General features: G+C 73.0%; 11 protein-coding genes. 7 read left to right on the top strand and 4 right to left on the bottom strand.

What is annotated here, in order from left to right:
- Positions 1 to 250: 250 nt before the first annotated feature.
- Positions 251 to 985, bottom strand: a complete 735-nt coding sequence (locus ACIQF6_RS01275; protein WP_400888580.1) for a FadR/GntR family transcriptional regulator — start codon at positions 983 to 985, stop codon at positions 251 to 253.
- A 54-nt stretch (positions 986 to 1039) separates the two neighbouring features.
- On the opposite strand from ACIQF6_RS01275, the gene ACIQF6_RS01280 reads away from it, so the two are divergent.
- The 4 genes from ACIQF6_RS01280 (at position 1040) to ACIQF6_RS01295 (ending at position 6325) form a co-directional block, all read left to right on the top strand.
- The gene (locus tag ACIQF6_RS01280) at positions 1040 to 1816 is read left to right on the top strand and encodes a gamma-glutamyl-gamma-aminobutyrate hydrolase family protein (protein ID WP_400888582.1); all 777 of its coding nucleotides are present in this window, start codon (positions 1040 to 1042) and stop codon (positions 1814 to 1816) included.
- A gap of 59 nt (positions 1817 to 1875) precedes the next feature.
- Complete coding sequence (locus ACIQF6_RS01285) at positions 1876 to 3309, top strand: amino acid permease (RefSeq protein ID WP_400888584.1); 1434 nt, start codon at positions 1876 to 1878, stop codon at positions 3307 to 3309.
- Between the two features lie 161 nt (positions 3310 to 3470).
- Entirely contained in the window at positions 3471 to 5003 is a 1533-nt protein-coding gene (locus ACIQF6_RS01290; RefSeq protein ID WP_400888586.1) for a flavin monoamine oxidase family protein, read from the top strand.
- A complete protein-coding gene (locus ACIQF6_RS01295) occupies positions 5003 to 6325 on the top strand; it encodes a glutamate-cysteine ligase family protein (RefSeq protein ID WP_400888588.1) in 1323 nt (440 codons plus the stop codon). Before ACIQF6_RS01290 ends, ACIQF6_RS01295 begins: the two co-directional genes overlap by 1 nt.
- Here the strand turns inward: ACIQF6_RS01295 and ACIQF6_RS01300 are convergent.
- Positions 6313 to 7230, bottom strand: a complete 918-nt coding sequence (locus ACIQF6_RS01300; protein WP_400888590.1) for a RimK family alpha-L-glutamate ligase — start codon at positions 7228 to 7230, stop codon at positions 6313 to 6315. The genes ACIQF6_RS01295 and ACIQF6_RS01300 overlap by 13 nt on opposite strands.
- 267 nt (positions 7231 to 7497) lie before the next feature.
- Here ACIQF6_RS01300 and ACIQF6_RS01305 point away from each other — a divergent pair, with 267 nt between their 5' ends.
- The 3 genes from ACIQF6_RS01305 (at position 7498) to ACIQF6_RS01315 (ending at position 10846) form a co-directional block, all read left to right on the top strand.
- Entirely contained in the window at positions 7498 to 8322 is an 825-nt protein-coding gene (locus ACIQF6_RS01305) for a lipase family protein (RefSeq protein WP_400888591.1), read from the top strand.
- A gap of 221 nt (positions 8323 to 8543) precedes the next feature.
- Positions 8544 to 9686 (top strand): DUF3103 family protein, encoded by a 1143-nt coding sequence (locus ACIQF6_RS01310; protein WP_400888592.1) that lies wholly within the window; start codon positions 8544 to 8546, stop codon positions 9684 to 9686.
- 212 nt (positions 9687 to 9898) lie between these two features.
- On the top strand, positions 9899 to 10846 hold the full coding sequence (locus ACIQF6_RS01315; protein WP_400888594.1) for a helix-turn-helix domain-containing protein: 948 nt from the start codon (positions 9899 to 9901) through the stop codon (positions 10844 to 10846).
- Between the two features lie 39 nt (positions 10847 to 10885).
- Here ACIQF6_RS01315 and ACIQF6_RS01320 read toward each other — a convergent pair whose 3' ends face one another.
- On the bottom strand, positions 10886 to 12466 hold the full coding sequence (locus tag ACIQF6_RS01320; RefSeq protein WP_400888596.1) for a M4 family metallopeptidase: 1581 nt from the start codon (positions 12464 to 12466) through the stop codon (positions 10886 to 10888).
- Positions 12467 to 12731: 265 nt separating this feature from the next.
- Positions 12732 to 13568, bottom strand: coding sequence for an alpha/beta fold hydrolase (locus ACIQF6_RS01325; protein WP_400888598.1), 837 nt, complete (start codon positions 13566 to 13568; stop codon positions 12732 to 12734).
- Positions 13569 to 13680 lie beyond the last annotated feature (112 nt).

Consider the following 13680-nt stretch of genomic DNA (forward strand, 5'->3'; position numbering starts at 1 on the left):
TGGCGGAGGGTGGGTAGGGGTCTGCGGTGGCTGTGGTGTGGAGGGCGGACTGTTTGCGGGCGTGGGTCGGGAGGGTGTGTCGGCCGGGTCGAAGTTGCTTGATCCCGGCGGGAGTTCAGGGCTCGGTGGGCTGCTTGGCGGAGGGTGGGTAGGGGTCTGCGGTGGTTGCGGTGTGGAGGGCGGACTGTTTGCGGGCGTGGGTCGGGAGGGCGTGTCGGCCGGGTCGAAGTCGCTTGATCCCGGCGGGAGTTCAGGACTCGGTGGGCTGCTGGACGAAGGGCAGGCAGAGGTCCGCCGTGGCTGCGGCGTGGATGGCGAACTGTTTGCGGGCGCGGGCCGGGTCGCGGGCCTCGATCGCGCCGGCCAGGGCGCGGTGGCGCTGGGAGGGGGTGCTGCGCGATTCGGTGCCGCCGGGGTGGCCGGCGAGCAGCCGGGTCAGTTCGTGCTGGATGCCCTGTTCGGCCTCCAGTAGCCGGCGGGAGCCGGAGAGTTCGGCGATGTACAGGTGCAGGCCGGCGTCCGCGGTGCGATAGGCCTCGGCGTCGGCGACGACCGCGTCGGCGGCGGCCTCCAGTTCGCGCATCCGGGCCAGTCCGGCGTCGGAGGCGCGCAGCGCGGCGCGGGCCGATGCTTCGCCGGAGATCGCGATCCGCCAGGCCGTCAGCTCCTCGATGTCGGACCGGGTGTACGGGTGCAGGGCGGTCAACTCGCCGATCCGGGTGAGGATGTCGGGGACCACGAAGGTGCCCGCGCCGCGGCCGCGCCGGGTCTCGATCAGGCCGTCCTCGCGGAGCACCGCCATCGAGTGGCGGACGGTCATCACGGCGACGCCGAACAGCTCGGCCAGCGTCTTCTCCGGCGGCAGGCGGTCACCCCCGACCAGGATCCGTGCGCCGATCAGCTCGCCGAGCCGACGCGCGATCGCTTCGGCCGCTCCCGCCGCACGCACCGGCTCGATGTGTTGGGTCCACCCCTTGCCATCCATGAAATCTATCTTCTAGATTTCACATCTCATCCGCAAGCCGTTCAGGGAGAGCCTATGAGCGCCACCGATCACCCGGAACCCCTCATCGGGATACCCGTCCGCCTCAGCGACGGCGACGCTCCGGGCGCCGACATCCGCATCGGTGAGGCCAACCGGATCTTCGACGATGTCGTGAACCTGGTCCGGGCCGCCGGCGCCCGCCCCGTGCTGCTGGAGCCGGACGCCGTGGGCGACCCGTCGGCCGAGCAGCTCGCCGACTGCGCCGGCTTCGTGGTGCCCGGCGGTGGCGACGTCGACCCGGCCCGGTACGGAGAGGACGCGAAGCACCCGTCGCTGTACGACGTCAACCCGGTGCAGGACCGGCTCGACGAGGCCGTGGTCCGGTACGCGCTGGACAACGGCCGCCCGATGCTCGGCATCTGCCGCGGCATGCAGCTGCTGAACATCGTCCGCGGCGGCACCCTGCACGTGGACATGGCGCCGACCGACGTCCCGCACAACCCGGAGCCCGGTGTCGAGTGGGCCACCCACGAGGTCGTGCTGGCGGCCGGCAGCGCGGCCGCCGAGGCGTTCGGCCGCGACCGGATCGCCGTGGCCTCCGGGCACCACCAGGCGGTGGACCGGGTCGGCGAGGGCCTGGTCGTCTCGGCGCGCGCCGACGACGGCTGTGTCGAGGCGATCGAGCTGGTCGGCGACCCGGACGCGGCCTGGACGGTCGGCGTCCAGTGGCACCCCGAGGCGCTGGAGCCCCTGGCGGAGCTGCGGCTGCCGCTGTTCCGCGCGCTGCTGCACCAGGTGGAGGTCCGGCACGGAGTGGAGCTGCCGTCGTGAGCGACGTAAGAGAGACCCCGGGCGTCAGAGAGAGCCTCGACGTAAGAGGGAACTCCGACGTGGGAGAGCACCCCGCCGCAGGAGGGGCCCGGCCGCCGGAGGGCGCCCATGACACGGCCGTCGCCGTCGGCGGGGCCCAGCTGTCGCGGAGCCTGCTCAGCCGCCACATGACCATGATCAGCATCGGTGGCGCGGTCGGCGCCGGGCTGTTCGTCGGCTCCGGCGTGAGCATCCAGCAGGCCGGCCCGGGCGTACTGATCGCCTACGCGGTGACCGCCGCCATCGTCATCGTCGTGATGCGGATGCTCGCCGAGATGTCGGTGACCCGCCCCGACACCGGCGCCTTCGCCGTGTACGGCCGCCTCGCGTTCGGCCGCTGGGCCGGCTTCGCCAGCGGCTGGATCTACTGGGTCGGCTGGCCGCTCGGCATGTGCATCGAGTCCATCGCGGCCGGCAAGATCGTGCACGGCTGGATCCCCGCGCTGCCGGTCTGGCTGATCGCCGTGCTGATGCTCGCCGCGGTGACGGCCGTCAACCTCGGCTCCGTCCGCGCCTACGGCGAGATGGAGTTCTGGGTGGTCTGGGTGAAGGTCGCCGTGATCGCCCTGTTCATCGGCGTCGGCCTGGTCGCCGTGGCCGGCCTGCTGCCCGGCACGCCCGCCCCCGGCGCCGACAACCTGCTCGGCCGGGGCGGCTTCCTGCCGATGGGATTCAGCGGGATCGTCATCGCCACCTCCGGCGCGATGTTCTCCTTCTCCGGCACCGAGATCGTCACCATCGCCGCCGGTGAGGCCGAGGACGCCGCCGCCGCGATCCGCAAGAGCACCCGCACCATCCTGTGGCGCGTCACCGTGTTCTATCTCGGCTCGCTGTCCGTCGTGGTGCTGCTGCTCCCGTGGAACAGCGCCGCCGTCGGCGACAGCCCGTTCGCCGCCACCCTGGACCACCTCGGCATGCCCGGCGCGTCCACCGTGCTCAACGTGGTGCTGTTCGCCGCGATGCTCTCCACCATGAACTCGCAGGTCTACGCGAGCTCCCGGATGCTGTTCGCGCTGGCCCGCGACCGGGACGCGCCCGCGCTGTTCGCCCGGATCTCCCGCCGCGGCGCCCCGCACACCGCGATCCTGTTCACCTCCGCACTGGCCGCGGCCTGCCTGGTGCTCGAAGTGGTCCACCCGACGGACGCCTTCAGCCGCCTCGTCGACGTCACCGGCGACACCGTCTACGTCACCTGGATCGGCATCGCCGCCGCTCACCTGGTGCTCGGCCGCCAGGACCGCGCCGACGGCCGCAAACCCGTCGAGGGCACCGCGGTCTGGCTGTTCCCCGGCCTGACCTGGGCGGTCCTGCTCGCCCTGCTCGGCCTGTACGCCGTGATGATCGTCCTCGCCGACTCCCGCGTCGACGCCCTGCTGGCGCTGGCCCTCACCGTGGCCGTCTCGCTGGCCGGCCGGTGGCTCCAGCACAGGCAGGCGGACCCGCCCCGGTCCTGATCCGGGGCCGTGGCCGGACGGGGGGCCGGCCGTCCCGAGCCCCAGATGCGGACCGGGCAGGGCGGTGGGACGGTGTCGGGGAGGCGCGGTGAGGTCCGGCCGACCGACGGGTGCGAGCAGAGGCCGGGCGCCGCGCGGTTCGCGCACCGTAAGGGGTCCCGATGTTCGACACCAGTTTTGCGTTCCCCCGCGCCCTGCTGACCCCGACCGCCGGCCCGGGCGGCCGCGTGGTCGTGATCGGCGCCGGCATCGCCGGCCTGGTGTGCGCATACGAGCTCCAGCAGCGCGGCTTCGACGTGACGGTGTACGAACGCGGCAACCGGCCCGGCGGGCGGATCCGCACCCACCGGTTCTGGGACGGCACGCACGCCGACCTCGGCGCGATGCGGATCCCCGCCAACCACCACTGCGTGCTGCACTACGTGGAACGGTTCGCGCTGGCCACCCGGCCCTTCGTCAACGCCAACCCGCGGGCCTACTACCACCTGCGCGGCAGCCGGGTCCGGGTCGACGAGGTCTCCTCGCTGTTCCCCGCCTTCGCGCTGCGCCCCGACGAACGCCACACCCCCTCCGCGCTGCTCGACCGGATCCTCGCCCCCGTCTGGCGGGCCCTCAGCGTCGAACAGCAGCGCCGCGCCCTCGCCGGCCACTGGGACGATCCGGCGCTGGAGCGCGCCGCCTCGGTGTCGCTGTGGCAGTTCGTCCACAAGCACCTCTCCCAGGACGCCTGGGACCTGTTCGGGCACGCCAGCGGCCTCGCCCACTACGAGCAGTCCTCGCTGCTGGAAGTCCTGGTCGACTACTTCGGCCTGTTCCACCGCGGCCAGGTCGAACTCGCCGACGGCATGGACGCCCTGGTGCACGCCTTCGTCCGGGCGCTGCGCCCCGGCACCCTGCGGCTGTCCACCCGGATCGACGAGATCACGCTGCGCGCCGAGGGCGTCCGGGTGCGCGGCCGGCGGATCGGCGGACGGCTCGACGAGGACGCCGACTTCGTGGTCTGCTGCATCCCCGCCCCCGCGCTCGACCAGATCGCCGTCACCCCCGGCCTGCCGCACGCACAGCGCCACGCCGTGCGCGGCATCAGCTACGCGTCCAGCGCCAAGACCGTGCTGCACGTGACGCGCCGCCGCTGGGAGATCGAGGACGGCATCCACGGCGGCGGCAGCTTCACCGACCTGCCGATCCAGCAGTGCTGGTACCCGTCCGACAACGCGGTGCGCACCGACGGCGGCGTCAACGGCTCCGGCACCCCCCGCTGGGACGCCGCCGACCGGCAGCGCTCCGCCGAACCCGCCGCGCTGCTCGGCGCGTACCTGTGGGGGGCCAACGCGCGGCGGTTCGCCGCACTGGAGCAGGCCGACCGGGAGGCCCTGGTGCTGGAGTGCCTGGAGCAGCTGCACCCCGGCATCACCGGCGACGTCGACGACATCGTGCACTGCAACTGGGACGTGCAGACCGGCATGGGCGGCGGCGCGTTCGCCCACCTCACCCCCGGCGAGCACACCCGCTACCTGTCGGTGCTCGGCGCGCCCCACCCCGCGCACCGGCCGCGGGTCTTCTTCGCCGGCGAGCACCTGTCCGGCGCGCACGCCTGGTGCCAGGGCGCCGCCCAGTCCGCGCTCGGCGCCGTCGGCCTGCTGCTGGAACACGCCCGGCAGGCCGACACCGCCGCCCCCGTGAGCGCCACCTGATGGACCGGGCCGAGCTGCTCGCCCCGCTGACGCCCGCCGCGGACACCGTCGAACAGGTCGGCGTCGAGGTCGAGTGCGGCCTGCTCGACCCGGCCACCGGCATCGGCGCCCGCTACCACGGCCCGCGCGGCGTACGGGCCGTGCTGGAAGCGGTACTTCGGCACTGGGGCGGCGAACCCCAGTGGGACGCCGACTGCCTGGCGGGCGTCCGGCTGCCCGACGGCAGCACCGTCACGCTGGAGCACGGCGGGCAGATCGAGTACTCCTCCCTCCCCGGGCCCGGCGTCGGCAAGACCATGGACGACGTCCGCGCCGCGCTGGCCCGGCTCGCCGACCTGGCCGCCGGATTCGGACTCGCCCTGGTCCCCGGCGGCAACCTGCCCTTCGGCCGGCTCGCCGACGTCGACTGGGTGCCGATGTCGCGCGGCGCCCTGATGCGCCAGTACTTCGCCGACCTCGGCCCGGCCGGGGCCCGCGCCCCGCACATCATGGGGCTGTCGCTCTCCACCCAGGCCACCCTCGACTTCCTCGACCCCGCGGACCTCACCAGGAAGCTGCGGATGCAGACCGCCGTCGCCCCCGTGGTCTCCGCCCTGTTCGTCAACTCGCCGCTGCACCAGGGCCGCCCGTCCGGACTGCTGTCCCACCGCTGCTGGGCCTGGCTGCGGATGGACCCGCGCCGGACCGGCCTGCTGCCGCCCGGCCTGCGGTCCGACGTCGGCGCCGAGGACGTCGTCGACTGGGCGCTCGGCATCCCGCTGATCCACTACCGCACCGCCGACGGCCGCTACCACCGCGCCCCCGACGGCAGCTTCGCCGAACTGCTGCGGCACGGCCTCGACGACGCCCCGCGGCGCTGGGCCGCCCACCTCGACCAGCTGTGGACCGACACCCGGGTGCGCCGCACCCTGGAACTGCGCGGCGCCGACGGCCCGCCCCACCCCCACCTCGGCGCGCTGCCCGCGCTCTGGACCGGCCTCAGCTACCACCGCGAATCCTGCGACGCCGCCTGGGAGTTGACCGCCCGGCACAGCGCCGCCGACCACCGCGCCACGCGGGCCGAACTCCCCGTCCGGGGCCTGGACGCCCGCCTCGGCGACACCCCGGTGCGCCCGCTCGCCGTCGAACTGCTGCGCCTGGCCCGGGCCGGCCTGGACGCCCGGGTCGCCGCCGGACTGGAACCCCCGCACGTGCCCGGCCGGCTCGACCCGCTGGACGAGATCGTCGCCACCGGCCGCACCTTCGCCCAGCAGACCCTGGCCCGCTGGGACGGCGAGCTGCGCGGCGACCCCGCCCGGTACGTCGCGGCCTACCGGATCTGACGGCTGGTCAACCTGTCGGCGCAGGCCGCGATCAAGGCATCTGTCACCTGCGTGACCCGCGCGCCCCAGCGGACGTTCGCGTTCACCTCGCACACCGTGAAGGTGCCGTCCTCCTCGAACAGCAGGTCGACGCCGGCCAGCACCAGACCGATCTGCTCGGCGGCCCGCACCGCCAGCTGCTCCGCCGCCGGATAGCGGCCGGGGCACGGCTCGACGGTGCCGCCGAGCGTCACGTTCGACTGCATCAGGCCGTTGGACGAGGTGCGCAGCCCGGTGGCCACCGGGCGGCCGTCGACCACGATCACCCGCAGGTCCCGGCCGTGCGAGTGCCGCACGTAGCGCTGGAACAGGAACGGCACGTCGGGGCGCAGGCTGCCCTGGACATCGGCGACCGTCGCGGCGTCCGGCGCCAGGAACACCCGGTGGCCGCCGCTGCCGCGCACCGCCTTCACCACGCACGGCTCGGGGATCCCGACCAGCGCCCGGTCCGGCCGGGTGTCGGTGTAGGTGCGGGTGTCGGGGACGGGCAGGCCCGCCTCGGCGAGCTGCTGGAGCTGCCAGAACTTGTTGGCGCAGGTCAGGATCGACTCCGCCGGGTTGATCAACGCGGTGCCCATCGCCTGGAGTTGGCGCAGCAGGGTGATCTCCCGATCGCTGCTCAGCGACGTCATCGCCAGCCGCACCACCGCGAGCCGGGGCGGCGTGACCGGACGCCCCGTCAGGTCGTACAGGGCCAGCTTCCCGCCCGTCACGCCCAGCAGCAGCCGATCGGTCGACACCACCGCGAACCGCGCTCCGAACGCCTCGGTGAAGTCCCTGGCCAGCCGTTTCGCGACCGGGGAATTCAGCACGGTGGGGCCGAGCAGCAGCCACAACTCAGCCTCGGGCAAGGGTAGTTCGGACACGGAAGGGTCTCCTCGGATCGACGGGTGGACGAGCGCCCCCATCATCCGGGCCCGGGGCGTCGCCGGTACAGCCACCGCGCCGACCGCGCGCCCCTGGGGGCGTGGACTGCCGGTGGAGTGCGCCTGCTGCGCCCCCCTGCGCCGCCGTGTCCGGCCCCGGATTGCCGGGCCGGGGTCGCCCGCGCGACGCACGATGGCGCCCTCACCCCGTCGCCGACCTGCGCTTTCGTCGGCGACACCGGCATTCCGAGGAAGGAGCCACCTCCCGTGGCCGTCCCCACCGCACCCGACCAGACCGTCACCGACTACAGCCTCCCGCACGCCTACTGGCTGGCGAGGGCCTCCGATCTCGCCTACCAGGACGACGCCGCCGTCGAGCGGCAGGCCCACGACTGGGGCTTCCCGACGGTCCGGCATCACGCCACCGCGTTCACCCCGCCGTTCCCGCTCCAGGACACCCAGGCGTACACGGCGGCCAGCGACCGGATGATCATCACCGCGTTCCGCGGCACCGAGCCCAAGGAGATCCGCGACTGGCTCACCGACGGCACCACCCCGCCCTGGCCCGGCCCGGCCGACACCGGCTACGTGCACTACGGCTTCGCCGAGGCGCTGAGATCGGTGTTCCCGACCGTCCGCGACACCATCGCTGAGCTGCGCACCAACGGGCAGACCGTGTGGTTCACCGGGCACAGCCTCGGCGGCGCGCTCGCCATGCTGGCCGCCGCCCGGCTCTACCTGGAGGACCCCGAACTCCGCGCCGACGGCGTGGTCACCTTCGGCCAGCCCCGGACCTGTGACCGGCTGCTCGCCGCGGCTTACAACAACGGTTTCCAGCAGCGCAGTTACCGCTTCGTCAACAACAACGACATCGTCCCCCAGCTGCCCCCCGAGCCGGCCTTCACCCACGTCGACGCGCTGCGCTGGATCGACTCCGAGGGCCGGATCCACGACAGCGGCGCCGGCCTCGTCGGCGGCCTCGCCAACCGTGCGAAGGGGGTGGCGGCCGACGCGTTCTCGCCCACCGGCGAGGGCATCCGGGACCACTTCATGCGCAACTACCTGGCGGCGATCGAGCAGAACCTGTCCTGAAGGCGGACGGAGATTTTGAGCAGACACGGTCACGATTTGGCGTGAACATTACGGACACTTCACCACTGGTCGTACTGGTCGGTCACTTGGGCTCTATCCGCGTAGATCCCTGATGCCCCACCATGGTCCCGCTCCAGGAACCATCACGCCGGACCCGGCCCGGGTCCGGCGTCCATGGCCTGCCCGGAAGGCGGGCGGCCGCTTCAGGTGGAGGCTCCCCCATGTTCTCCCTGCACTCTGCACAACGGTTCCGCGCGGTGCTGACCGGCGTCGCGCTGACCGGTCTCGCCGTCACCGCCGCCCCGGGCCTCGCGTCCGCTGCGCCCGTCGCCGCCGGCCCCCAGCGGCACGCGACGCGCGTCTCGGCGGTGGATTCCATCGAGGACGGCACGGCCCGCTCGCTCGCGCTCTCACTGGCCGACAAGGCGTGGCAGCGCCAGGTCTCCGGCGCGCTGGCCAAGGGCGGGGCGGTCGGACTGCACGGCCTCACCGCCGGTTCGGCGACGAAGGGCGCGGCCGGTCTCGGCGAGCGCGTCGCGACGGCGGACCGGCAGGTCGTCGAGGCCAAGGGCCTGGGCGCGGACACCGGTTCGCTGCTCCGGGTCCGGCTGGTCGGCGCGGCCGCCGACGGTGTGGAGCCGCTGGTGGCGTCCTCGCCGTCGGACGACCACGCCACCGCGGTGGTCGCGTACGACAGCACCGGCAAGGCGTACGACCTGGCCGCCGACCACGCCCCCGACCGCCCGGTCATCCTGGTCGACGTCGACACCGACAAGGCCACCGAGGCCGGCCTGAAGGTGCTCCAGCAGGAGCTCGCCGCCGCGGGCCTCCAGGCTCCGGCGAGCGCGCCGACGAACACCGCTGCGGCGGCCGGCGGCTTCTGGACCACCCGGGTCACCTCGGTCACGGTCAAGGACGTCAAGGAGCCCTGGTTCAAGGGCGCCGCGGAGATCTTCGACCTGGTCACCGGCTTCGGTCTGGACGGCAAGGTGCGCGTCGACACCGTGACGATGCCGTACCTGGACTACGCCAACACCACGTACTACCCGAACCAGATCCTGGTGAACTGGTCGCTGTACAAGTACAACCTGGCCGACGTCGTGATGATGGAGGACGACGGCGACACCAACTACTCCTCGCTGGCCAAGGCGCTCGCAGCGGCGCTGCTGACCATCACCGACCAGGGCGCGTACATCCCGCTGGTCAACGCGATCATCGACGCGATGCCGTCGTCCTGGTGGACCGACGACCCGGACTACGTCGACTCCTGGTACACCCTGGCCACCACCACGACCGGCACCCGTGCCGGCGCCTCGGCCAACGGGACGATGACGTTCGACCGGTACTGGGTGTCCGCGCTCTGACGGACCGACAGGAGTGAGCCGGGCGCCGGCGGGGCACTGCTCCCGTCGGCGTTCGGCGTTCGGCGTTCGGCGTTCGGCGTTCGGCGTTCGGCGTTCGGCGTTCGGCGTTCGGCGTTCGGCGTTCGGCGTTCGGCGTTTTGGGCCGCCGGGCCCCGAGGTGGTGTGATGTCGGCGCCGACTCCCGAGGGGCCGGCGCGGGAAGAGGAGGTCCGTTGTCCGCGGAGCCGTTGTCCGCCGCCGATCGTGCGGAGCGCTGGCGTGAGGCCGTGTCCCGGGCGTTCGTGCCGATGGCGGTGGAGTTCCTGGAGGACGAGCCGTCGCCGGGGACGATCGTCGGCCACCGGCTCGGCCCGGTGCGGATCCTCCAGGTGCAGGCCGGCCCGCAGACGGTGACCCGGAGCGGGCGGCCGACCGCCCGGGACGGCGACGGGTCGCTGATCCTGACGCTCCAGCAGCGCGGCACCGCGCTCAAGGAGCAGGACGGGCGGGAGACGTCCGTCCGGCCCGGAGAGTTCTCGATCACCGACGCGTCGCGGATGTTCCGCAAACGCCTCGGGGAGGACTTCGCCTTCACGTCGTTCCACTTCCCCCGCGCCGAACTGGACGTTCAGGAAAGGGACTTGCGGGATCTGACCGCCATCGCCTTCGGCCCCGGCGAGGGCAGTGCGGCACTGGTGGCGACCTACCTGGCCGGGATGGCCCGCGAGGCGCCGGTGCTGGACGAGGCGGTCGGGCGGCGGGCCGCGGCGACCGCGCTCGACCTGCTGGCGCTGCTGGTCGACGACCGCTGCGGGCGGGCGGCGAGACCGCAGTCGGCGCACAGTGCGGCCTCGCTGGCGCGGATCAAGGACCACATCCTGCACCACCTCCCGGACCCGGACCTGTCGCCGTCCGCCATCGCGGCGGCGAACCAGGTCTCGCTGCGGCTCCTGCACAAGCTGTTCCAGCAGGAGGGGACGACCGTCGGGGCGTGGATCCGGGCGCAGCGCCTGGACCGGTGCCGCCGGGACCTGCGCCGGCCGACGACCGCACAGCTCGGTGTCGCGGCGATCGCCCGGCGCTGGGGCTTCGTCAACTCCAGCCACTTCGGACGGGCGTTCCGGGAGGCGTACGGGATGACGCCGCGCGAGTGGCAGGCGGTCGGCCGGTCCCGGGACTGACCTCGCGCCCGGGACCGGCCGGCTGCCGGACGAGAGGGCCTAGTTGACGTTGACGGCCTTCCAGGCCGCCGCCACCGCGGCGTACTCCGGGGCGCCGTACAGGTCGAGGGTCGCCCTGAGTGTCGCCTTGCGGGCGCTCGCGTAGGTGGTGGTGGGCAGGAAGTAGAGGTTCAGTGCCCGGTACCAGATCGCGGCGGCCTTGTCCCGGCCGATGCCGGTGAGCGTCGAGCCGTCGTACGTCGGGCTGTCGTAGCTCACGCCGTTGATCACCTGCGGGCCGCTGCCCTCGGACAGCAGGTAGAAGAAGTGGTTGGCGGGGCCCGAGGAGTAGTGCGGGTCCAGGGTGCCGATGCCCGGGTACCAGAAGTCCGGCGAGTTGTGGTCCCTGGAGGGTTGGTCCAGGTAGCGGATCGGGACGCCGTTGCCGCTGAAGTCGAGCTGTTCGCCGATCCAGTAGTCCGGCGGGTCGGCCGGCAGGTTGGCGTACCACTCGACCATGGTGCCGAAGATGTCCGAGGTGGCCTCGTCCAGGCCGCCGGGCTCGCCGCTGTACGGCAGGTTGGCGGTGGCGGAGTTGATGCCGTGGACCATCTCATGGGCGGCCGCGTCCAGTTCGGTCATCGGCTTGGCGTTGCCGGGGCCGTCGCCGTAGGTCATGCAGAAGCAGGCGTCGTCCCAGAAGAGGTTGATGAAGTTGTTGCTGTAGTGGACGCGGCTGCTGATGCCGACGCCGGTGTTCCTGATGCCGTTGCGGCCGAAGGTGTTCTTGAAGTAGTCCCAGGTCGCGCCCGCCGCGAACTGGGCGTCCACGGCGGCGGTCTGGCGGTTGGACGCGAGGCCGTTGCCCCAGATGTTGGTGACGCTGGTGAACAGCGGGCTGCCGCCGAGGCCCGCGTCGACGGTGTACTGGTTGCCCCGGGTGGCGTCCTTCAGCTGGTAGGTCCCGGAGGCCTGCGTGGTGGTCAGGGGGACGGTCCCGACACGGAAGCCGGTGCCGGTGCCGGCCGCGGTGCGGAGGTCCTCGTCGTCGGCGAGCACCGCGCCGGTGGCCGCGTCCGTGATCAGCTGCTGCCGGCTGGGGGTGCCGTCGGCCCGCACCCCCTCCACCGGGGTCCGGTAGGCCAGGTGCGGGGTGTCGCCGCCGGCCCAGACCACCAGCTGCGCCGCGCCGGTGGCGCCGACCTGTGCGAGCGCTGTTCCTCGCAGGCCGGCGGCCGCCGCTGCGGCGGCCTGGTCGGCGGAGAGCCTCGGGGTGAGGGTCGGCAGCGACAGCTGCCCGTCGAAGGCCCGGTCGACGGAGGTGATCGAGCCGTCGGCCCGCTGGTGCACGATCAGGTCACCGTTGACGACGGGCAGGCCGGCGAGGGTGCGTTCGTAGCGCAGGTGGCGGTCGCCGTTGGCGTCCAGCACCGCGTCCTTGACGATCAGTCGCTCCTGGCCGCCCAGCGCGAGTGCTTCGGCCAGTGGGGCGGCCTCGGCCCCGGCCAGGGCGAGCAGGGCACCGCGCTGCTGCCCGACCGGCGGCACGCCCGCCTGTGCGGGGGCGGCGGCGACCTGGACGGCTCCGGCCAGCAGGACGGCGGCGGAGAGTACGGCTCCGACTGTCGGCTTTCGCTTCACGTGCGGGGTCCCTTCCACGAAACCGCAGGTGCGCGGTCGCGCCGCGGACCGGGGCGCCGGGGTTGGCACCGTGGGGCGGTCCGGGCGCTGACGTGCCACTCCGCACAGTTGGTCAAGTTCGTTGTGCTGTACGGGAGTTGGGCAGCAGCATGACAATCCCTTGGGGGAAATGACAGGCCCCCTTTGCAGATTGGCCAGGTTCCGCCACCGGGCCGGGAGGCCGTCCGCCTGCCGACCCGGCGAGGGTGCTGATCCGCGCGCGTCCCTACTTGGCCAGGAAGGCCAGCAGTGCGGCGTTGACCTCCGCGGCATGGGTCCAGAGCAGGCCGTGCGGCGCGCCCTCGATCTCCACGTACTCGGCGGCGGGCAGCGCGCGGTGGAACGGGCGGGCGGTGTTCTCGACGGGCAGGATGCGGTCGGCGGTGCCGTGCACGATCAGCGCCGGAACGTCGATCCTGGGCAGGTCGGCGCGGAAGTCGGTGTACCAGGTGGACGGTGCGGCCGAGGCCGCGTACGCGCCGCCGCCTGCCGCGACGTTCCAGCTGTTGCGGACGGCCTCCTCGCTGATCCGGGTGCCGAGGTTCTCGTCCAGGTTGTAGAAGTTCTGGAAGAACTCGCTGTAGTAGGCGAAGCGGTCGGCCTTCACGGCGTCGACGATGCCGTCGAAGAACTCCTTCGGCGCGGCACCCTCCGGGTTGTCCTCGGTCTGCAGCAGGTACGGCTCCAGCGAGGCGAGGAAGGCGACCTTGGCGACCCGGGCCGAGCCGTACGTCGACACGTAGCGGGCGACCTCGCCGGTGCCCATCGAGAAGCCGACCAGGACGGCGTCGCGCACGTCCAGGGTCTCCAGCACGGTGTTCAGGTCGGCCGTGAAGGTGTCGTAGTCGTAGCCGGTGGCCGGCTGCGAGGACCGGCCGAAGCCGCGCCGGTCGTAGCTGACGACCCGGTGGCCGGCGTCGAGCAGCGCGGCCTCCTGGCGCTCCCAGGAGGCCGCGTTCAGCGGGAAGCCGTGGATCAGCACGACCGGCTGCCCGGTGCCGCGGTCCTCGTAGTGGAGCTCGATCGCGGCGGTGTTCTCCTGGCCGACGGTGATGTAGGGCATGGCACTTCACTCTCGTCCGTGGGGTGGCCCGGCGTGCGGGCCGTTGACGAGTCACATGCTGGGTGCGATCGGGGGAGTCGGATCGTCCGGGCTCGGGCCCCTGGGCGATTTC

This window comes from Kitasatospora sp. NPDC092948 (genome assembly GCF_044754805.1).
Classification (GTDB): Bacteria; Actinomycetota; Actinomycetes; order Streptomycetales; family Streptomycetaceae; genus Kitasatospora.

Excerpts from the sequence above, each read along its gene's own strand:
- ACIQF6_RS01275 (WP_400888580.1), bottom strand. The coding sequence starts at position 985 with ATGGATGGCAAGGGGTGGACCCAACACATCGAGCCGGTGCGTGCGGCG.
- ACIQF6_RS01280 (WP_400888582.1), top strand. The coding sequence starts at position 1,040 with ATGAGCGCCACCGATCACCCGGAACCCCTCATCGGGATACCCGTCCGC.
- ACIQF6_RS01290 (WP_400888586.1), top strand. The coding sequence starts at position 3,471 with ATGTTCGACACCAGTTTTGCGTTCCCCCGCGCCCTGCTGACCCCGACC.
- ACIQF6_RS01295 (WP_400888588.1), top strand. The coding sequence starts at position 5,003 with ATGGACCGGGCCGAGCTGCTCGCCCCGCTGACGCCCGCCGCGGACACC.
- ACIQF6_RS01310 (WP_400888592.1), top strand. The coding sequence starts at position 8,544 with ATGTTCTCCCTGCACTCTGCACAACGGTTCCGCGCGGTGCTGACCGGC.
- ACIQF6_RS01325 (WP_400888598.1), bottom strand. The coding sequence starts at position 13,568 with ATGCCCTACATCACCGTCGGCCAGGAGAACACCGCCGCGATCGAGCTC.